This is a genomic window from Rhodococcus sp. P3_B8 (assembly GCF_056402775.1).
The window spans coordinates 1-17,892 of record NZ_JBFUGT010000128.1 but is presented as its reverse complement, the minus strand read 5'-3'; the positions used below and the strand labels follow the sequence as shown (position 1 = coordinate 17,892).

General features: G+C 68.2%; 18 protein-coding genes and 2 tRNA genes. 8 read left to right on the top strand and 12 right to left on the bottom strand.

Annotated features, from left to right (window positions below):
* Nucleotides 1–24 precede the first annotated feature (24 nt).
* The 4 genes from AC1D1G_RS27985 (at nucleotide 25) to AC1D1G_RS27970 (ending at nucleotide 4,147) form a co-directional block, all read left to right on the top strand.
* Nucleotides 25–942 (top strand): ACP S-malonyltransferase, encoded by a 918-nt coding sequence (locus AC1D1G_RS27985; RefSeq protein ID WP_477954553.1) that lies wholly within the window; start codon nucleotides 25–27, stop codon nucleotides 940–942.
* 106 nt (nucleotides 943–1,048) lie between these two features.
* Nucleotides 1,049–1,360, top strand: coding sequence for a meromycolate extension acyl carrier protein AcpM (gene acpM / locus AC1D1G_RS27980; RefSeq protein WP_005247839.1), 312 nt, complete (start codon nucleotides 1,049–1,051; stop codon nucleotides 1,358–1,360).
* 8 nt (nucleotides 1,361–1,368) lie between these two features.
* Nucleotides 1,369–2,619, top strand: a complete 1,251-nt coding sequence (locus AC1D1G_RS27975; protein ID WP_005247840.1) for a KasA/KasB family beta-ketoacyl-ACP synthase — start codon at nucleotides 1,369–1,371, stop codon at nucleotides 2,617–2,619.
* Nucleotides 2,620–2,713: 94 nt separating this feature from the next.
* Nucleotides 2,714–4,147, top strand: a complete 1,434-nt coding sequence (locus AC1D1G_RS27970; RefSeq protein WP_009473915.1) for an acyl-CoA carboxylase subunit beta — start codon at nucleotides 2,714–2,716, stop codon at nucleotides 4,145–4,147.
* Nucleotides 4,148–4,219: 72 nt separating this feature from the next.
* Here AC1D1G_RS27970 and AC1D1G_RS27965 read toward each other — a convergent pair whose 3' ends face one another.
* The 4 genes from AC1D1G_RS27965 to AC1D1G_RS27950 form a co-directional block, all read right to left on the bottom strand.
* The gene (locus tag AC1D1G_RS27965; protein ID WP_005247843.1) at nucleotides 4,220–4,729 is read right to left on the bottom strand and encodes a DUF3145 domain-containing protein; all 510 of its coding nucleotides are present in this window, start codon (nucleotides 4,727–4,729) and stop codon (nucleotides 4,220–4,222) included.
* Between the two features lie 125 nt (nucleotides 4,730–4,854).
* Entirely contained in the window at nucleotides 4,855–5,673 is an 819-nt protein-coding gene (locus tag AC1D1G_RS27960) for a serine hydrolase domain-containing protein (RefSeq protein WP_105415142.1), read from the bottom strand.
* 45 nt (nucleotides 5,674–5,718) lie between these two features.
* On the bottom strand, nucleotides 5,719–6,846 hold the full coding sequence (locus tag AC1D1G_RS27955; protein ID WP_005247847.1) for an NDMA-dependent alcohol dehydrogenase: 1,128 nt from the start codon (nucleotides 6,844–6,846) through the stop codon (nucleotides 5,719–5,721).
* A 110-nt stretch (nucleotides 6,847–6,956) separates the two neighbouring features.
* The gene (locus AC1D1G_RS27950) at nucleotides 6,957–7,475 is read right to left on the bottom strand and encodes a DinB family protein (RefSeq protein WP_477954550.1); all 519 of its coding nucleotides are present in this window, start codon (nucleotides 7,473–7,475) and stop codon (nucleotides 6,957–6,959) included.
* A gap of 66 nt (nucleotides 7,476–7,541) precedes the next feature.
* Here AC1D1G_RS27950 and AC1D1G_RS27945 point away from each other — a divergent pair, with 66 nt between their 5' ends.
* Entirely contained in the window at nucleotides 7,542–8,375 is an 834-nt protein-coding gene (locus AC1D1G_RS27945) for an MBL fold metallo-hydrolase (protein WP_477954548.1), read from the top strand.
* Between the two features lie 16 nt (nucleotides 8,376–8,391).
* Here AC1D1G_RS27945 and AC1D1G_RS27940 read toward each other — a convergent pair whose 3' ends face one another.
* The gene (locus tag AC1D1G_RS27940; RefSeq protein WP_105415138.1) at nucleotides 8,392–8,874 is read right to left on the bottom strand and encodes an adenosine-specific kinase; all 483 of its coding nucleotides are present in this window, start codon (nucleotides 8,872–8,874) and stop codon (nucleotides 8,392–8,394) included.
* A 94-nt stretch (nucleotides 8,875–8,968) separates the two neighbouring features.
* Nucleotides 8,969–9,042: transfer RNA gene (locus AC1D1G_RS27935), tRNA-Ile, on the bottom strand.
* 218 nt (nucleotides 9,043–9,260) lie between these two features.
* Between AC1D1G_RS27935 and AC1D1G_RS27930 the strand changes: the two genes are divergently transcribed.
* Nucleotides 9,261–9,491, top strand: a complete 231-nt coding sequence (locus AC1D1G_RS27930) for a DUF6480 family protein (RefSeq protein WP_043778322.1) — start codon at nucleotides 9,261–9,263, stop codon at nucleotides 9,489–9,491.
* Here AC1D1G_RS27930 and AC1D1G_RS27925 read toward each other — a convergent pair.
* Nucleotides 9,432–10,601: an AI-2E family transporter gene (locus AC1D1G_RS27925; RefSeq protein WP_280782456.1), complete on the bottom strand. Its 1,170-nt coding sequence runs from the start codon at nucleotides 10,599–10,601 to the stop codon at nucleotides 9,432–9,434. The two genes, AC1D1G_RS27930 and AC1D1G_RS27925, sit on opposite strands and share 60 nt — an antisense overlap.
* 125 nt (nucleotides 10,602–10,726) lie before the next feature.
* Nucleotides 10,727–10,799 (bottom strand) — tRNA-Asn (locus AC1D1G_RS27920).
* A 138-nt stretch (nucleotides 10,800–10,937) separates the two neighbouring features.
* Here AC1D1G_RS27920 and AC1D1G_RS27915 point away from each other — a divergent pair.
* Nucleotides 10,938–11,186 carry a hypothetical protein gene (locus tag AC1D1G_RS27915; RefSeq protein ID WP_280782455.1) on the top strand — a complete coding sequence of 83 codons (249 nt, stop codon included), beginning with the start codon at nucleotides 10,938–10,940 and terminating at the stop codon, nucleotides 11,184–11,186.
* 15 nt (nucleotides 11,187–11,201) lie between these two features.
* On the opposite strand, the gene dnaG is transcribed toward AC1D1G_RS27915, so the two are convergent.
* From dnaG to AC1D1G_RS27895, 4 genes are all read right to left on the bottom strand, one after another.
* Nucleotides 11,202–13,136: a DNA primase gene (gene dnaG / locus AC1D1G_RS27910; protein WP_283333663.1), complete on the bottom strand. Its 1,935-nt coding sequence runs from the start codon at nucleotides 13,134–13,136 to the stop codon at nucleotides 11,202–11,204.
* Between the two features lie 48 nt (nucleotides 13,137–13,184).
* Complete coding sequence (locus AC1D1G_RS27905; RefSeq protein WP_477954545.1) at nucleotides 13,185–14,390, bottom strand: lipase family protein; 1,206 nt, start codon at nucleotides 14,388–14,390, stop codon at nucleotides 13,185–13,187.
* An 87-nt stretch (nucleotides 14,391–14,477) separates the two neighbouring features.
* Nucleotides 14,478–15,776: a deoxyguanosinetriphosphate triphosphohydrolase gene (locus tag AC1D1G_RS27900; RefSeq protein WP_105415130.1), complete on the bottom strand. Its 1,299-nt coding sequence runs from the start codon at nucleotides 15,774–15,776 to the stop codon at nucleotides 14,478–14,480.
* A gap of 7 nt (nucleotides 15,777–15,783) precedes the next feature.
* Nucleotides 15,784–16,476 carry a YdcF family protein gene (locus tag AC1D1G_RS27895; RefSeq protein ID WP_009473925.1) on the bottom strand — a complete coding sequence of 231 codons (693 nt, stop codon included), beginning with the start codon at nucleotides 16,474–16,476 and terminating at the stop codon, nucleotides 15,784–15,786.
* Between the two features lie 69 nt (nucleotides 16,477–16,545).
* Here AC1D1G_RS27895 and AC1D1G_RS27890 point away from each other — a divergent pair.
* Nucleotides 16,546–17,892, top strand: a 1,347-nt coding sequence (locus tag AC1D1G_RS27890) for a TPM domain-containing protein (protein ID WP_477954543.1), incomplete at its 3' end; no start/stop codon positions are given.

Here is a 17,892-nt window from a genome sequence, read left to right as displayed (position 1 = left end):
CCGTTGACGGTGTTCTCTTGAAGAGTGATTTCGTTGCTCGCCCCGGGTCAGGGCTCTCAKACTCCCGGCATGCTCATCCCTTGGTTGGAGCTGCCGGGTTCTCATGACCGTGTCGCACTGTGGTCGAAGGCTGCCGGCCTCGACCTCGTCCGCCTCGGTACCACCGCGACAGCGGAGGAGATCACCGACACGTCGGTGACTCAGCCTCTCGTCGTGGCCGCCGCACTCCTCGCCTTCGAGGAACTCGACGCGCGTGGCCTGGTTCCCGCAGACACCATCGCGGCCGGGCACTCGGTCGGCGAACTCGCCGCGGCCGCGGTCGCCGGAGTCCTCTCCGCCGACGACGCCGTCGCCCTCGCCGCCGTCCGCGGCGCGGAGATGGCGAAGGCCTGCGCACTCGAACCGACCGGCATGTCCGCGGTCCTCGGGGGCGACGAGGCCGAGGTGCTCGCCCGCCTCGACGAACTGGGCCTCGAACCGGCCAACCGCAACGCGGCGGGACAGATCGTCGCGGCAGGTCTGCTGTCGGCGCTCGAGGAACTCGCGGCCAACCCGCCGGAGAAGGCGCGGGTTCGCGCCCTGCCCGTCGCAGGCGCGTTCCACACCCGGTTCATGGCTCCCGCGCAGGAGGCCGTCACCGTGGCTGCGTCCAAGATCACACCGGGTGAACCCACCCGCACTCTGCTCTCCAACGCCGACGGCGCACCGGTCGCATCCGGAGCCGACGCACTGACTAAACTGGCCGCGCAGGTAACCCGACCTGTGCGTTGGGACCTGTGTACCGCAAGCCTGCGGACCGCGCAGGTCTCCGCGATTGCGGAACTTCCACCAGCCGGAACCCTCGTCGGTATCGCCAAGCGTGAAATGCGCGGCACGCCGACTCTGGCACTCAAGACCCCGGGGGATATCTCCGCGCTAGCCGAACTGACAGAACTCGGCTAGTTTGCTGCGCGCACCTCGGTGCGTGCAGGGCCCGCAGGCGCGGCCGATGGGGACGTGCCTGCACAACTCCAGATACATCTACACCGAATCAGAAGGGAGCCACTCAGTGGCCGCCACCCAGGAAGACATCATCGCCGGACTCGCGGAGATCATCGAGGAGGTCACCGGTATTGAGCCGTCCGAGGTGACCATCGAAAAGTCTTTCGTCGACGACCTCGACATCGACTCCCTCTCCATGGTTGAGATCGCCGTCCAGACCGAGGACAAGTACGGCGTGAAGATCCCCGACGAGGATCTCGCCGGACTGCGCACCGTCGGTGACGCCGTGTCCTACATCCAGAAGCTCGAAGCAGAAGGTGGCGCCGACGCGGAGGCCGTGAAGGCGAAGCTCGAAGCTGCCAAGAACGACGAGGAGTGAGCTCAGCCGTGACTTCCGCCTCGACCAACGGGAAGCAGTTCCCCAACATCGTCGTCACCAGCCTCGCGGCCACGACGTCGATCGCTGGTGACGTGGATGCCACGTGGAAAGGCCTGTTGGCCGGCGAGAGCGGCATCGACACCATCCGGGAAGCCTTCGTCACGGAGAACGACCTTCCGGTGACGATCGGCGGCAAGCTCAAGGTGTCGCCCGACGAGTCGCTGTCCCGGGTCGAGATCCGCCGGATGAGCTTCGTCGAGCGGCTGGCGCTCGTCCTGGGCCGTCAGGTCTGGGAGAACGCCGGCAGCCCGGAGGTCGACAAGGATCGCCTCGGCGTCGTGATCGGCACCGGACTGGGCGGCGGCGAAGCTCTGATCGACGCCGTCGAGAAGATGAAGGCCGGTGGGTACCGTAAGGTGTCGCCGTTCGCCGTTCAGATGGTGATGCCCAACGGTCCGTCGGCCACCGTCGGACTCGAGCTCGGGGCCCGCGCCGGAGTGATCACTCCCGTGTCGGCCTGTTCCTCGGGTTCCGAGGCCATCGCCCATGCGTACCGCATGCTGGTGATGGGCGACGCGGACATCATCGTCGCCGGTGGTGTGGAGGGTTACCTCGACGCCGTGCCGATCGCGAGCTTCGCGATGATGCGCGCGCTGAGCACCCGCAACGACGATCCGAAGGCGGCTTCGCGGCCGTTCGACAAGGATCGTGACGGCTTCGTGTTCGGTGAGGCCGGAGCGATGATGGTCCTCGAAACCGAGGAGCACGCCAAGGCTCGCGGTGCCACCATCCACGCCCGTCTGCTGGGCGCGGGAATCACCTCCGACGGGTTCCACATCGTCGCTCCCGATCCTTCGGGTTCGGGCGCTGCGCGGGCCATGACGAGGGCGATCGAGACTGCTGGATTGACGAAGACGGACATCCAGCACATCAACGCGCACGCCACGGCCACGCCGATCGGTGACACGGCAGAGGCGAACGCCATCAAGGCTGCCGTCGGCAACCATGCTGCGGTGTACGCACCGAAGTCCGCGTTGGGGCACTCGATCGGCGCCGTCGGTGCGCTCGAGGCGGTGCTCACGGTCCTGAGTCTGCGTGACGGAGTCATTCCGCCCACGCTGAATCTCGAGAATCAGGATCCAGAGATCGACCTSGATGTCGTCAAGGGTGAAGCCCGTTACGGCGAGATCGATTTCGCGATCAACAACTCGTTTGGTTTCGGTGGGCACAATGTCGCGCTCGCCTTCGGCCGGGCCTGACAGCCGGTCCTGCTAGCTCGCGGGTGGAGACCCCTTCTCTGAAGGGGTCTCCACCCATCGACAGCCCACCCGGGCCCGCCACAAGGAGGACGCGATGACAATCTTGGCACCCGCGACTAAGTCCGATGCGTCGATCGATCCGCGCGATCCCCTTGCGCGCCTGGAGAAGCTGTTCGACGCCGGGACGGTCGTCCCCCTGCATCCGCGTGACAAGTCCGGTGTGCTGGCCGCGTCCGGCAACATCGACGGTGTCCGCACCATCGCATACTGCTCCGATGCCACCGTCATGGGCGGCGCCATGGGCGTCGAAGGCTGCAAGCACATCGTGACGGCGATCGACACCGCCCTCGAGGAAGACGCCCCGATCGTGGGTCTCTGGCACTCGGGTGGCGCGCGTCTCGCCGAGGGCGTCGAGGCCCTGCACGCCGTCGGACTGGTCTTCGAGGCCATGGTCCGCGCGTCCGGCCGCGTCCCACAGATTTCCGTCGTCCTCGGCTTCGCGGCCGGCGGTGCGGCGTACGGTCCTGCGCTGACAGACATCGTCATCATGGCGCCCGAGGCCCGCGTCTTCGTCACCGGACCGGACGTGGTCCGCAGTGTCACCGGTGAGCAGGTCGACATGGTGTCCCTCGGCGGTCCCGACACGCACACGAAGAAGTCGGGTGTCGCGCACATCGCCGCCCACGACGAGGGCGACGCCCTGCACCGGGCACGCCGCCTGGTGTCGATGTTCTGCGAACAGGGCGAGTTCGATCAGGCCGCGGCCGCGCACGGCGACACCGATCTCCGCGCGCTCATGCCCGAGTCGGCGAAGCGCGCCTACGACGTCCGCCCGATCGTTCACGAACTTCTCGACAACGTCGAGGGCGAGTCGAGTTTCGAGGAACTGCAGGGCAATTACGCCCGCAGCATCGTCACCGGTCTCGGACGCCTCGGCGGCCGCACCGTCGGAGTCATCGCCAACAACCCGCTCCGCCTGGGTGGCTGCCTGAACTCGGAGAGCGCCGAGAAGTCGGCTCGTTTCGTCCGGCTGTGCAACGCATTCGGCATCCCGCTCGTCGTGGTCGTGGACGTGCCCGGCTACCTCCCCGGTGTGAGCATGGAATGGGAAGGCGTCGTGCGTCGCGGCGCCAAGCTGCTCCACGCGTTCGCCGAAGCGACCGTTCCCCGCGTGACGGTCGTGACCCGCAAGATCTACGGCGGTGCCTACATCGCCATGAACTCCCGCGCGCTCGGCGCCACCGCCGTCTACGCGTGGCCCGATGCCGAGGTCGCCGTCATGGGCGCCAAGGCCGCTGTCGGCATCCTGCACAAGCGCGCCCTGGCCGCAGCGCCGGAAGACGAGCGTGAGGCCCTGCACGAGCGTCTGGCCGTCGAGCACGAGAGCATCGCCGGTGGCGTCGACCGCGCCGTCGCGATCGGTGTGGTGGACGAAGAGATCGACCCTGCCAAGACGCGCAGTGTCGTCACCGCCGCCCTCGCCGCCGCCCCCTCCAGCCGCGGCGACCACAAGAACATCCCGCTGTGATCTGAGCTCTGGTCGAGAGAAGGCCCCCGCCGTTGTTGTGGCGGGGGCCTTTTCGCGTCCGTGAGCGGGGTGTCAGCCGACGTCGCGGCGCAACCAGGTGACCTCGGCGCCTTCTCCGCCGCTGCGGAACGGCTCGAGAGCCTCGTCCCACGCGGTTCCGAGTGCGTAGTCCAGTTCGGCGGCGATGTCGCCGCCCGCTTGCATCAGTGCCCGTAGCCGCATCTCCCCCACGACGACATCGCCGTTCGCGCTGGTGGAGCCGTGCCACAGACCCATGCCGGGCACGTGGCTGTACCGTTCGCCGTCTACGCCCTCACTGGCGTCCTCGGTGACCTCGAAGCGCAGCATCGGCCAGGCGCGGAGCGCGTTGACCAGCCGTGAGGCGGTGCCGACAGGCCCCACCCAGCTGGTGGTCGCGCGCAGAACGCCGTTGGAGGCCGGCTGCGAGGTCCATTTCAGGTTGGCTCGGCAGTCGAGGGTCGCGGTCAACGCCCATTCGATATGGGGGCACAACGCGGCGGGCGACGAGTGGATGTAGACAACACCAGCCGTCGCGTCCGCGAACTGATTCAATGCGCGCACTCGAGCCTCCTGCTTCGACGAGGGACGTCTTCCCCAACGGCCTCAGTCGGTGTGTGCAGCGGGCTCGGTTGACCAGTGTGCCTTGTGATGCCTGTGTTGCGCCAGTGATTCGAGCAATCGGTGTGTCATCGTCTTCTGCGTTCCGAGAGGATACCGTCGCTCAGCTCGGTCCACAGGGGCTTGGCCCAGTCGCCGAAATCCCGGTCCGTCAATGCGACGCACGCCAGTCCGGCGGCCGGATCGACCCACAGGAAGGTGCCGGACTGCCCGAAGTGGCCGAACGTCCGCGGCGAGTTGCCGGTGCCCGTCCAGTGCGGGCTCTTGCCCGAACGAATCTCGAATCCCAGACCCCAGTCGTTGGGCCGCTGTGAGCCGTATCCGGGCAGGATTCCGTCCAGCCCGGGAAACTGCACGGAGGTGGCGTCCGCGAACGTCTGAGGCGAAATGAGGGCCGGGCGGAACAGTTCTGCTGCGAACCGGCCGAGATCGCCCGCCGACGCCTGCGCTCCGTGGCCGGCGGGCCCGACGAGCGCGGACGCGCTCATGGACAGTGGGGCGAAGACGGATTCCGCGACGTAGTCGGCGAAATCGATCGACGTCTCGGCGGTGAGGAAGTCGGCGAGCACCTCGTAGCCGGCGCTCGAGTAGATCCGCTTGCGCTCCGGTGCCGTCTGCACCCGGTTCGCATCGAACGCGAGACCCGACGCGTGCGCCAGCAGGTGACGCACGGTCGAGCCCTCCGGGCCTGCGGGCTGGTCGAGTTCGACGGCCCCCTCCTCGGTGGCCACCAGGACTGCGTACGCACAGAGCAGTTTGGTCACCGAGGCCAGGGGGAAGACGCGCTGCTGGTCGCCGTACTCGCCGATCACCCCTTCGTCGTGCGACAGGACCACCGCCGCAGCGTTGTCCACGGGCCATCGGGCAATCTGATCGAGACTCTGCACCCGGTCAGCCTACGAGAGCGGCCCGCGGTCGGCTGCGGCGAGCCGTCACCAGTCGGCTTCGGTGTACCGGATGACGCCGCGAATGTTCTTGCCGTCGAGCATGTCCTGATACCCGTCGTTGACACCTTCGAGGGTGTAGGTGCGGGTGATCATGTCGTCGAGGTTCAGCTGCCCCGACTTGTACATGGCCAGCAGGTTCGGGATCTCGACCCGGGCGTTTCCGCCGCCGAAGATGGTGCCCTTCAGGTCCTTCTGCAGCATCGAGAAGAGGAACAGGTTCAGCTTGACGTCCATGTCGGTCATCGCACCCATGGCCGTGACGACGCACGTGCCGAACTTGCTGGTGAGCAAMAGTGCTTCCTCGACGTATTCGCCGTGCATCTCCCCGACCGTGATGATCGTCTTCTGCGCCATCAACCCGTTGGTGAGCGCGATGATCGGCTCGATTGCGGCCGCGGCACTCTCGAACGCGTGGGTGGCCCCGAACTTCAGTGCCTGTTCCCGCTTCCACGGCACCGGGTCGATGGCGAAGATCTGACGCGCCCCGGACGCCACCGCGCCCTGCAGTGCGCTCATGCCGACGCCGCCGACCCCCATGATGACGACGGATTCGCCCGGCTTCACCTCCGCCATCCGCGTCGCCGAACCCCAGCCGGTGGGTACGCCGCAGCCGACGAGGGCGGCGACGTCGAAGGGAATGTCCTTGTCGATCTTCACGACCGACGTCTCGTGCACGACCATGTAGGGCGAGAACGTCCCGAGGAGACACATCGGGATGACGTTTTCGCCGCGCGCGTGGATGCGGAAGGTGCCGTCGCTGATCGCCAGCCCGCTCAGGAGTCCCATTCCGAGGTCACAGAGATTCTGGTGTCCGGCCGAGCACGCCGGACAGCGTCCGCAGGCGGGCACGAACGAGAGCACGACGTGGTCGCCGACCTCGAGGTCCTTCACCTCCGGCCCCAACTTGGTGATGACGCCGGACCCTTCGTGACCGCCCATCACCGGGAAGGACGCCATCGGCATCGAACCGGTGACGATGTGGTGGTCGGAGTGGCACATTCCGGCGGCTTCCATGCGAATCTGCACCTCGCCCGCAACCGGATCACCGATCTCGATCTCCTCGACCGACCACGGCTCGTTCAGGCCCCACAGGATCGCACCCTTGGTCTTCATGTGACTTCCAACCCTTCATTCATGTCTGCGCATCTGCTGATGTGACGATAGACACAAACGGTCCGAATTGGAACACGTTCTACCGAATCGGGTCCGGGAATCCGAAACTGTTACCCCGACACGTCGTGGAGGTGATGGATCGGATCGTGGACGAAGTACTTGGCCAGCGACTCCACCGTGAAGGATGCGCCGTCGCTCCGCCGCCCGGTCCGCACCCGGAATTCGGGCGCGACGGCCGCGAAGTCGTCCGCCACCGCCGCGCCTGCCGTGCGCAGCTCGGCGTCCACGACGGCCGGATCCTGCTCGTTGTAGCGTTCGGCGACCGCGGTCTCGTCCTGATTCCAGTTCGGGAACAGTGGATCCGTCTCGTCGAGCACGATCCGGAGCCGGACGTCGAAGATCCGGAACACGTCGCGAACGTGTGCGGCGTACTCGAGCGCCGACCACGTCTGCTCGTCCGGCCGGACCGTCACGTCGGGGCGGGCGAGGACCGGCGACCAGGCCTCCGCGTTCGCCCGGACGAGAGCCGGGATGTCCTCGTACCGGATTGCCGCCGAGTCGAACCCGCAGTCGGGGCACGCCCGGTCGAGGACCCAGGTCCAGTTCTTCATGTCGGGAGTGATCGCCATGGCGGTCATCGTAGAACGGCCACAGGGCCCGCCGTGCGAATGCCGCCCACCGGTACGGTCGCGAGCATGCACGCCACCTTCCTCGGTGTTTCCACGATCCTGTTGTCCGACGGCGAGACGTCGCTGATGACGGACGGGTTCTTCTCCAGGCCGCCGCTCCTGCGCTCGGTACTCCGTCCGCTGCGCCCCGACGGTGCCGCCGTCGACCGGGCCCTCACGCGAACTCGAACCGACCGCCTCGCCGCCGTCCTCGTCGCGCACTCGCACTACGACCACGCGATGGACTCCCCCACGGTTGCGGAGCGCACCGGTGCGGAACTCGTCGGTTCGCCGTCGACGCGTCACATCGCCGAGGGTTACGGGTTCGCGATGGACCGGTTCCGGACGATCCAGGTGCGAACTCCCGTGAGGTACGGCGCATTCGAGGTGACGGCTCTACCCGCCGAGCACAGCCCCCGGGCGAAGTTCCCGGGCACGATCGAACACGCGGTGCACCCACCGGCATCGATCGGCGAATACGCGCAGGGCGAATGCTTCTCGTTCCATTTCGCGCACCCCGACGGCCGCGTCCTCGTCCACGCCAGTGCGAACTTCGTTCCCGGCGCGCTCGACGGATACGACGCCGACACCGTCTATCTCGGCATCGGCACACTCGGCAAGCAGTCCGACCGCTTCCGCCGCGACTACTGGGACGCACTCGTGACCCGGACCGGCGCACGGCGGGTGATCCCGATCCACTGGGACAACTTCTGGAAGCCACTCGACCGGCCGCTGACACCGCTCCCCCGCTTCGCCGACAACTTCCGGCGGTCCCTGCGGTTTCTCACCGAGAGAGGCCTGGCCGAAGGTGTCGACGTGCAACTCCCGGTTGCCTGGGAACGAGTCGATCCGCTGGCCTAGTCCGGGCTTCGCTCGCTCAGAGCTTGTAACCGATCGTCCGGAGCAACGCCTTGCGGTCGGCGACGTCGGCATCGGTCTCGACACCGGCGGGTGGGCGTCCGTCGATCACGCCGGCGATGCCCCGGCCGAGTTCCGTCTCGGCCACGATGATTTCGAGGGGGTTGGCGGTGGCGCAGAAGATGCCGCACACCTCCGGCACCTGCTTCAGCGTGTTCAGGACGTTGACCGGGTAGCCGTCCTCCAGGAACACGAAGAACGAGTGTCCCGCGCCGACCGCGACGGCGTTGCGGGTGGCCAACTCGACGAGACGGTCGTCGTTGCCGGAGCAGCGCACGAGGCGAGGACCCGAGGCCTCGCAGAACGCGACACCGAACCGGAGGTGCGGGCTCACTCCGACCAGGGCCTCGTGCACGTCCTCGACGGTCTTGATGAAGTGGGACTGTCCGACGATCACGTTCATGTCGTCGGGTTTGTCGATCGCCACGATCTGCAGATCCACGATGGCCTCCTCGGATGCCTTTCAGTCTGCCCCGCTCCGGCACGGAGAACAACGACGGAGCGGGCGTTCGACTTCGGGGATCCGCGGACAACGGTGGGGCGGGCGGGGCTCGAACCCGCGACCAATGGATTATGAGTCCACGGCTCTAACCGACTGAGCTACCGCCCCATCGCCGCACTACTCGCGATCGCGGCGTGCCGATGTTACCGTGCGCCCGCCGTGGGCGCGTAGCCGGGACGAAGCCCGCCCTGACAGGACTTTTCGTGGTCGGCGAACCGAATCGTGTCCCGACGTGGGCACTGCCCCGTCGCCGTGTGTGCGAACGCGTCTTCCGGGGTACGCGGATGTGATCCGCACTGCGGAGGACCACGAGACGGGAGCACAGGATGAGCGTCGAACGACCAGGACCCGAACCGGACGATGCACCGGCGCTCGACGACGGAGGGGGCGTTCGGCCGGGTGACACGCCACCGGATGCCGGCCAGACCTCGGGGTTGTCGCATCCGCAGCCGATGCCGGGCCGGACGGTGCCGATCCTCGCGTTCATCGTGGTGGGTCTACTCGTCCTCGCGGTCGCGGCCTTCTTCGTCGCCCGCGTGTTTGCGTTGTTCGACTGAGGTGACCGGCGCGGACGCGTCTGCGACGAGTTCGTACCGTCGCCCGTACGTTTCAACGAGGGCCTGGATCGCGGCGACCACCGGCACCGACACCAGGGCGCCGACCGGGCCGAACAGCGAGGCGCCCACGATCACCGATCCGAACGCGACCGCGGGGTGGATCGAGACCGTCGCGGAGGTGATGCGCGGGTGCAGCACGTAGTTCTCGATCTGCTGGTAGACGGTCCCGAACACGATCACCCACACACCGTCCATCGGCTGGGACGCCGCTGCGATGATTGCGGGGAGGGCGATCGCGAGGTAGGTGCCCAGGGTGGGGACGAACTGCGAGACGATGCCGGTCCACAGCGCCAGCGGCAACCAGTAGGGCACGCCGATCGCCACGAGGAAGATGCCCGTGGCGACCGAACTCACCGCAGCGAGGATCAGCCGTGACACCACGTATCCGCCGGCCTTCTCGACCGAGATCTCCCACACCACCGAGATGGCCCGCTGTTGCCGCGCCGGGAACCAGCTCGAGATTGTGCGGCGAAGGGCAGGCCCCTGCGCGGACATGTAGAACACGAACAGCAGCAGCGTCAGCATCTGGAACACGACGCCGAGCAGCGACGACAACACACCCAGAACTCCCGGTGTGAACCGCTCGGCGAGGTCTCGGATGGTCTCGGGTGTGAGGTGGATCAGATCCTCGCCGGTCGCGAAGTCGGTGTCGAACACGCGATTGGACCAGTCGGTGACCGAGGACAACGCACCCGGCAGGGCCTTGAGGAGCTGGGCGAGTTGCTGGGCGAGCAGTGTCCCGAAGAGTGCCAGGAACCCGATGGCGAAGACGAACAGCGCGAACAGGACGAGCCCGGTGGCGGCTCCGCGCCGCAACCCCCGGCGCTCGAGCCAGTCGACGACCGGTTCGATGGTGATACTGAACAACCACGCGAGGAACAGCAACCCCAGAAAGCTCCGCAGGTTGACGAACAGCCACCCCGACAACTGGTAGGCGGCGACGGCCAGCAGGACGTAGAGGATCGAGGGCAGAAGCCACCGCGGGGCGTCGCCTGTGCCGAAGCGCCCGATCGACCCTGTCCGCCCGGTTTCGCGGCCGTCCTCGCTCATCGCACACCCCGCGATCGATTGCTGCCGATACAGCGGGAATGTACTCGCCCCGGAGGGTGCACCTGTCCGAATTGGCCGGGCGCAGCAGAAAACCCCGCCCGGATGAACCGGACGGGGTTTCGGTGCTCCCCCGGCTGGACTCGAACCAGCAACCGTCCGATTAACAGTCGGAAGCTCTGCCAATTGAGCTACAGGGGATTATTCTGCTGTGCTTCGACGTTCCCGGCGATGCGAGAGAAACTGTAGCGCATAGCCCCACCCCAGTACCAAATCGCCTGCCTGTCGACGCATCAGGCAGGATGGGTGCAGGTCGTTGTGCGTCGGGAGGAAGCGGGAATGATGCGGTTGTTGATCGGTATCGCTGCGGGGTACGTGCTGGGTACGCGAGCAGGACGTGTGCGCTACGAACAGATCAGCCGGGCCACCAAGGCCGTGGCCACCAGCCCGGCCACGAAGAAGGTGCTGCAGATGTCGCGTCAGAAGCTGTCCGACTCCCTGAACACTCAGCCGAAGCTCGAGCCCATGAAGCCGCTCGACGAGGAAACGACCATCCTGGTTCCCCAGGATCAGCTCAAGAAGAAGTAGACGGCGGCGGCCGGGTCAGCCGGCCATCCCGTCCCGGTTGGTGTCGCCGATCGCCTGATCGAGCAGGCTGCGGCGGTACTGCTCCAGGGCGACGAGGTCGCCGAGCAGCGAATGGAACTCGTCCGACGCCGTGGCCGGTGAAATGCGCTGCAGCTTGGACTTCAGTTCCGCCACCTGCTCCCCCACCCACACCTCCTGCAGGCGTGCGATCACGCCGGAGATGTATCGCGGCACGGTGTCCTCTTCGGCGGGCAACGGCTCGACGGCGAGTTCCGACACGAGCGACGCCGCGGTGACGTCGTCGACACCGCGGCTGACCGCGTCGACCCACTCGCCGCCGCCGAGTCCCGCGCTGGTGCCGCCGGACGCGATCATCGACTCACGGATCACGACGTACGTCGGATGCGTGAACGTCTCCACCGGCAGCGAGTCGAATACGGTGCCCGCGATCGCCGGGTACTGCAACGCACCCTTCAGTGCCTCGCGCTGCGCCCACAGCGTCGGATCGTTCGGCCGGGGCCGGGTGAGCCCGACCGGCAACTGCGGTGTGTCCTGGTCCTCGTCCCGGGCGGCCTTCTTCTTGAGCGGCGCAGGCAGCGACCCGCGGGTGGACGCCCGCTTGCGCGCCTCGTCCCGCACCCGCTGCCGGACGGCGGCGATGTCGTCCCAGCCCACCCAGCCGGACAACTGGACGGCGTAACTGTCCCGCAGCGTCGCTTCCTTGATCTGCGCGACCACCGGCACGGTGCGCCGCAGCGCCTCGACCCGGCCCTCGGCGGTCTCGAGGTCGTGCTCGGTGAGGATCGACTTGACCACGAACTCGAACATCGGTGTGCGACGCGCCACCAGGTCGCGGACGGCGGCGTCACCGGACTTCTGCCGCAACTCGCACGGGTCCATGCCCTCGGGTGCCACGGCGACGAACGTCTGCCCGGCCATCTTCTGGTCACCCTCGAACGCCTTCATCGCCGCGGCCTGGCCCGCGGCGTCCCCGTCGAACGTGTAGATGATCTCGCCGCGAAAGTAGCTGTCGTCCATCAGCAGTCGCCGCAGCATCGCGAGGTGGTCCTCACCGAACGCGGTGCCGCAGGCGGCGACGGCGGTCTTGACCCCGGCCAGGTGCATCGCCATGACGTCGGTGTATCCCTCGACCACCACGGCCTGATGCCCCTTGGCGATGTCGCGCTTGGCGAGGTCGAGCCCGAACAGCACCTGAGACTTCTTGTACAGCATGGTTTCCGGCGTGTTGACGTACTTGCCGGGCATGGTGTCGTCGTCGAACAACTTGCGGGCGCCGAACCCGATGACGTCGCCGGACAGGTTCCGGATGGGCCAGAGCAGGCGCCGGTGGAAGCGGTCGATGTGACCACGCCGCCCGGCTTTCGACAGGCCCGCAGCCTCGAGCTCCTTGACGTCGAAACCCTTGCCCAGCAGGTGCTTCGTGAGGATGTCCCAGCCGTCGGGTGCATACCCGCACCCGAACTGCTGCGCGGCCTGCGCGTCGAAGTTCCGTTCCGTCAGGTAGTCGCGGGCCGCCTGCGCGTCGGGTTCCTGCAGGCGCGCCGAGTAGAACTCCTGCGCGGCCGCGTTGGCCGCGACCAGCCGGGAGCGGGTGCCGCGGTCGCGTTGCACCGAGGTGCCGCCGCCCTCGTACGAGATGGTGTAGTTCAACCGGTCGGCGAGCTGCTCGACGGCCTCGACGAAACTGATGTGGTCGATCTTCTGGAGGAAGGAGTAGACGTCGCCGCCCTCGCCGCACCCGAAGCAGTGGTAGTGCCCGTGATTGGGCCGCACGTGGAACGACGGCGACTTCTCGTCGTGGAACGGGCACAGCCCCTTCATGGAGTCGCCGCCCGCGCGCTTGAGGGAGACGTACTCCCCCACGATGTCCTCGATCCGTGTGCGCTCGCGAATGGCCGCAACGTCACGATCAGGGATTCTGCCAGCCACGAACGACAGTCTAGGCGCTCCGCCGCAGCCCGAACTTCCGCCTCGGGGTCAGCAGTTCGACGGGGCGGGAATCCCGGCGAATCGGTCGCCGAGATAGCCGAATGCGGGACCGGCACCGAGCATGGTGGCGGTGCCGTGGTCGGCGCCCGGGATCACGTCGAACCGCACCGGCACACCCTGTGAGCAGTACCGGGCGACGGTGTTCTGTACCGGCCCGATGGCGACGAGGGGGTCCGCGCTGCCGTGCCAGACGAACATCGGCGTCCTCGGCACTCCCGGATACAGTTCGACGCTGTTCTCGTCCATCACCGAGCGGCCGGACGGATCGGCGAGGATGCCGGGACCGTTGGTCAGGTCGGGTAGCGACTTCCCCGCACCGGCGCCGAGGATCGAATCCGTGCACATGTTGCTCATCTGCGCCCGCAGGGCGAGTCCGTCGCCGTTGAGGCCGTCTCCGAGCGGTGACCGCGTCGGGTATTCACGCTCGAGACCGATGGCGGCCGCGAATCCCAGGCCGAACGCCTGCGAGCGGGTGCTGCCCAGCCGGTCGGCCAGTTCACCGATGTTGACCGGTGTGCCGCCCTGGGCCACGCCCACGATGTTCAGTTCCGGGGCGTAGGTGGGTGCGAGCGCCGCAGCCCAGTTGGTCGCCATGGCGCCGCCCGAATAGCCGGCCAGCCCGACCGGACTGCCACCGAGTCCTGCTTCCGGGAGCCGCTGCGCGGCGCGGACACCGTCGAGGACGAGCCGGCCGCCGAGTTTCGCGGCGCCGTATGCGCTGGTCGGTCCGAGGTGGTCGGGCACGGCGACGGCCCAGCCGCGCGCGAGCAGGGCGTTGAGGGCGGGCCCCTCCTGGATTCCGCCGTTGAACAGCTGATGGGACGGCGCGCACTCGAGCCCGAGCGCGTTGACGAAGGGCTGATAGGACACGAGCGGCCGGTTGGCCGGGGTGCCGCGGGGCACCAGCACCGTGGTGATCGCGGCGATGGGCGCTCCGGCGGAGTTGGTCGACTTGTACTTCACCTGCCAGGCGTCGGCGGTGGGGAAACCGGTGGCGGCGACCGGTCGGCTCGCCAGCACGTCACCGTCGGCGCGTCCCCCGACGTCGGTGGGCGCACCGTAGAACGGGTCGGGGTCCGCGAACGGGTACGCGGGCGCGGCGTGCGCCGCGGGTGGGGCCAGTAGGGCGGCACCGACCGCCACCGCCAGCGCTGCGGACGTCGAACCGATGATCTTGCGCACTGCAGACTTCATCCGGTCTCCCTGACCATTGGGTGCGAGCTGTCTCTAGACCTATTCGTAGCACCGCGGCGGCAGGATGGGTCCGGCTTCCGAACTTTGTCAGCCCCAGCTCGCCTGTGCTCCGAGACTGGACTTGTCGACCCGTTCGAGACGGCTCTCGGTGTAGGAGGCGATCTGGTCGACGACGACCCGGACCCGTGCGGGGTCGTCGGCCGCGGCGTTCCAGGCGGGAATCAGGATGGGGTCGAGACCGGCGGGTGCGGTCGCGAGCAGCCATTCGGCGACGCGGTGCACGCGGTCACGCTGGCGTGCCTGCCGCGCCCGGTGGCCGGCATCCGACATCACGTAGTTCAGTGCGAACGTCTTGAGCAGCGCCACCTCCGCCGCCACCACCGGCGGGACCACCAGGTCGGCGTCGTACCGGGCGACTGGCTTGTCGCCGTGGACGTCGCGGGTCCCGATGATCGCGGCGGTCGCGAACCGGCCTACCAGTTCGCTGGTGAGGTTCTTCAGGGCGACCGAACTGGTGAGCGTGCCGTCGTAGCTGCCCACCTCGACGACGACGGGCAGACGACTCAACCGCGTCGCGGCCTCGACCAGTTCCTCCACGTCGAGGCCCGGGAACTCCGACGCACCGAATTCGGCGAGCGCCCGCTGATCCACCGGATCGGCCAGTGAACGCAGATCGATGCGCCCGTCGATCACGCCGTCCTCGACGTCGTGCACGGAATAGGCGACGTCGTCGGCCCAATCCATGACCTGCGCCTCGAGGCACTGGTGGCCGTCGGGGGCACCCTCGCGGATCCACGCGAGCACGTCGGCGTCGTCGTCGTAGGCCCCGAACTTCGCGCCGGGGCGCGGCCGGGTCCACGGGTACTTGATCGCCGCGTCCAGCGACGCGCGGGTCAGGTTGAGCCCGGCACTGCTTCCGTCGGGGTAGAGCACCTTCGGTTCGAGGCTCGTGAGGATGCGCAGATTCTGGGCGTTGCCCTCGAACCCCCCGCAGCTTTCCGCGACCTCGTCGAGGGCCTTCTCCCCGTTGTGACCGTACGGCGGGTGGCCGATGTCGTGCGCGAGGCCGGCGAGGTCCACCAGATCGGGATCGCAGCCGAGACCGTCGGCGATTCCGCGACCGATCTGCGCAACCTCGATCGAGTGCGTCAACCGTGTCCGCGGAGTGTCACCGTCCCGGGGGCCCACCACCTGGGTCTTGTCGGCGAGTCTGCGGAGCGCGGCCGAGTGCTGGACGCGGGCGCGGTCGCGGGAGAAGACGGATCGGTGTTGCGCGGCCGCGATCTGGCTGCCCGGGATTCCCGCCCGTTTCGGTGCCTCGCGGACCCGGCGGGCGACGTCGTGCGCGGAGTACACGTCGCCGAGGGGTGTCGTGTGTGCTGTCATCGAATGTCTACTGTCCCGCCGTGTAGGGGAAGTCGGCCGAGAAGTGGGTGAGCTGGTACCAGATCAACGCCCCTGTCTCCCGGGCGATCCCGTGCAACTGGGATTCGCGGGTGAACACGGCGGGCCCCTGCCGGGTGGGCGCCGTCCACGCGTCGAGTCCGGCGTCGCGTGCCATCGTCCGCGTCCGCAGCGAATGCCACGGGTCGCTGACCAGGACCGCCGAATCGATGCCCTGCGCCCCCATCGCCTCACTCACCGCCTCGATGCTGAGCAGGGTGTCGGACCCCTCCTCGACCGCGGTGATGCTGTCGGCGGGGACGCCGCGCGAGATCAGATAGTTCTTGCCGGACGCCGCCTCGGTGTACTCGTCGCCCTCCTGTTTGCCGCCGACCGTGATGACCTCGGGGGCCACCCCGCGCTCGTACAGCTTGTACGCCTGCTCGAGCCGGGCCTCGAACACCGACGACGGGGTTCCCGAGTACTGGGCGGCCCCGAGCACGACGATCGCGTCGGCGGCGGACGTGTCGTCGATCCGCGCGACCTGCCACACCCGGACCGCGGTGCCGAGCACCAGCGCGGCGGCGAGGAGGACCACGCCGGCGATGATCCGGCGGGTCCACCGGGCCAGCGTGCCGGCGAACCCCAGGCGCGCAGGACGGCGCGGGAGGTCGTGGCGTTCACGGCTCGGTGCAGAATTCACTCCCTGATTCTGCCAGCTGTCGCCGAACTGTCCCGATGACGACTCGCCACACCCGATAGATTTGCTGCCATGCCACTCGCACCGCGCCTCGAGCAGACGCCGTCGTTCCGCTCCCGACTTCCCCGTGCTCGGCGGTTCGCCGCCGTCGGCGCCGTCTCCGCACTCCTGACTCTCGTGGCGATCCTGTTCTCTCCCGCGAGCGCCTCGGCGGACGCACCGTTCCGTCTTCCCGGGCAGATCACGGACACCGTCGGCGTGCTCGACGCCGACCAGCAGAGCGACGTCCAGGCCGCGATCGACCAGCTGTACGACGAGCACAAGGTGYGGTTGTGGGTGGTGTACGTGCCCGACTTCAACGGGCTCGGCGCCGGTCCGTGGGCGGATCAGACGGCGCAGGCGTCCTCGCTCGGCGACCGCGACGCCCTGCTCGCGGTCGCGACGGTCGACCGCGAGTACGCCCTCATCGCGCCGGACGGACTGTCGGAGATCACCAGCGACGAGGCCGAGTCGATCCGGGTGGATGCGGTGGAACCCGCCCTGCGCGAGGAGGATTGGGCCGGAGGCGCGATCGCCGCAGCAGGCGGCCTGGGCGACGCGATGACTCCGGGCGAAGGAATGTCGGTGCGCACACTGCTGATCGGCGGCGGTGTGGTCGTCGTGGGTGCGGGTGGCGTGGTGCTGTATTCGCGGAAGAAGAAGCACGACCGCACCCGGGCCGGCGTCGAGGCGGCGCGCAGCATCAGCCCCGAGGACACCGCCGCGCTGACGGCGCTCCCGCTGCCGACGCTGGACGAGCGCGCCAAGGAGGTGCTCGTCGAGACCGACGACGCGCTGCGTACGAGTCAGGAGGAACTCGACCTGGCCCGCGGCGAATTCGGCGAGCAGGCCACAGCATCGTTCACGGCGGCGTTCGACACGGCGAAGGCGACGCTCGCGGCCGCGTTCACCGTCCGTCAGCGACTCGACGACGCGATCCCCGAGACCCCGCAGCAGCAACGGGAGATGCTCATCGACATCATCACCTCGTGCGGGCGCGCCGACCGCGAACTCAATGAGCGGGTCCAGGAGTTCGACGGACTCCGGGACCTGCTGATCAACGCCCCCGACCGACTCGACGGGCTCACCCGGGACATGGTCGCGCTGACCGTGCGCATCCCCGATTCCACGCAGACGCTCGCCACCCTGCAGACCGAATTCCCGGCCGCCGCACTCGCTTCCGTCGCCCACAACGTGACGATGGCGGAGGAGCGGCTCGCGTTCGCGGAACGGGCCGTGGCCGACGGACGGGACGCGGTCGCCCTGCCGCCCGGGAAGCAGGGACCGGCGGTGTCGGCGATCCGCGGAGCCGAGGGCGCCCTCGAACAGGCCCGGACGCTGCTCGACGCCGTCGACCACGCCGCGGAAGACATCCGGCAC

Coding starts and splice junctions, on each gene's coding strand:
- AC1D1G_RS27970 (WP_009473915.1), top strand. CDS start 2,714: ATGACAATCTTGGCACCCGCGACTAAGTCCGATGCGTCGATCGATCCG.
- AC1D1G_RS27950 (WP_477954550.1), bottom strand. CDS start 7,475: ATGGCGATCACTCCCGACATGAAGAACTGGACCTGGGTCCTCGACCGG.
- AC1D1G_RS27945 (WP_477954548.1), top strand. CDS start 7,542: ATGCACGCCACCTTCCTCGGTGTTTCCACGATCCTGTTGTCCGACGGC.
- AC1D1G_RS27930 (WP_043778322.1), top strand. CDS start 9,261: ATGAGCGTCGAACGACCAGGACCCGAACCGGACGATGCACCGGCGCTC.
- AC1D1G_RS27925 (WP_280782456.1), bottom strand. CDS start 10,601: ATGAGCGAGGACGGCCGCGAAACCGGGCGGACAGGGTCGATCGGGCGC.
- AC1D1G_RS27915 (WP_280782455.1), top strand. CDS start 10,938: ATGATGCGGTTGTTGATCGGTATCGCTGCGGGGTACGTGCTGGGTACG.
- AC1D1G_RS27905 (WP_477954545.1), bottom strand. CDS start 14,390: ATGAAGTCTGCAGTGCGCAAGATCATCGGTTCGACGTCCGCAGCGCTG.
- AC1D1G_RS27900 (WP_105415130.1), bottom strand. CDS start 15,776: ATGACAGCACACACGACACCCCTCGGCGACGTGTACTCCGCGCACGAC.